This window comes from Mycobacterium sp. 1245852.3 (assembly GCF_001669335.1).
Lineage (GTDB): Bacteria > Actinomycetota > Actinomycetes > Mycobacteriales > Mycobacteriaceae > Mycobacterium > Mycobacterium europaeum_A.
This window is the reverse complement of sequence record NZ_LZLL01000628.1, coordinates 1-1,180: the sequence shown is the minus strand read 5'-3', so window position 1 is coordinate 1,180 and position 1,180 is coordinate 1. Positions and strand designations below refer to the sequence as shown.

The window sequence follows — 1,180 nt, the reverse complement described above, 5'->3', positions numbered from 1 at the left end:
GGTGAGCCGGGGCCGCTTTTCGACGCCGGAGAAGATGCTCTCCAGCTCGGCCCGGTGCAGGGTTTCCTTTTCCAGCAGCTGGCCCGCCAAAATGTCGAGAATGTCGCGGTATTCGGTGAGGATCTCCCACGCCTCGGTGTGGGCGGCCTCGATCAACTTGCGGATCTCGTCGTCGATATCGCGGGCGACCTCGTGTGAATAGTCCGCCTGAGTTCCCATGGTGCGGCCCAGGAACGGGTCGCCGTGCTCCGAACCGTATTTGACCGCACCCAGTTTGGAGCTCATCCCGAATTCGGTGACCATCGCGCGGGCGATCTTGGTCGCCTGCTCGATGTCGGACACCGCACCGGTCGTCGGCTCCCGGAAGACCAGCTCCTCGGCGGCGCGCCCGCCCATCGCGAACACCAGCTGAGCGATCATCTCCGAGCGGGTCCGCAGGCCCTTGTCTTCCTCCGGTACCGCCACCGCGTGACCGCCGGTGCGCCCACGAGCCAGGATGGTCACCTTGTAGATCGGCTCGATGTCGGGCATCGCCCAGGCGGCCAGCGTGTGCCCGCCCTCGTGGTAGGCGGTGATCTTCTTTTCCTGCTCGCTGATGATGCGGCCCTTGCGGCGCGGCCCACCGATCACCCGGTCGACCGCCTCCTCCAGCGCGGCGCTGGTGATGACGGTGCCGTTCTCGCGGGCGGTGAGCAGCGCGGCCTCGTTGATCACGTTGGCCAGGTCGGCGCCGGTCATGCCGACCGTGCGCTTGGCCAGCCCGGCGAGGTCGGCGTCCGGGCCGATCGGCTTGCCCTTGGAGTGCACTTCCAGCACCGCTTTGCGGCCCGCCAGGTCCGGGTTGGAGACCGGGATCTGCCGGTCGAAGCGGCCGGGACGCAGCAACGCGGGGTCCAGGATGTCGGGCCTGTTGGTGGCCGCGATCAGGATGACGCCCGCGCGCGGGTCGAACCCGTCCATCTCGACCAGCAACTGGTTCAGCGTCTGCTCGCGCTCGTCGTGGCCGCCGCCCAGGCCCGCGCCGCGCTGGCGGCCCACCGCGTCGATCTCGTCGACGAAGATGATGCACGGATTGTTCTGCTTGGCCTGCTCGAACAGGTCACGCACGCGGGACGCGCCCACGCCGACGAACATCTCGACGAAGTCGGAGCCCGAGATCGTGAAGAACGGAACCCCGGCC

At 68.2% G+C, this 1,180-nt stretch carries 1 protein-coding gene; it reads right to left on the bottom strand.

The genetic code is table 11. The features are described from left to right. Window positions 1-1,180 (bottom strand): ATP-dependent zinc metalloprotease FtsH (gene ftsH / locus A9W96_RS29240; protein ID WP_156765469.1); only part of this gene is annotated, 1,180 nt, incomplete at both ends.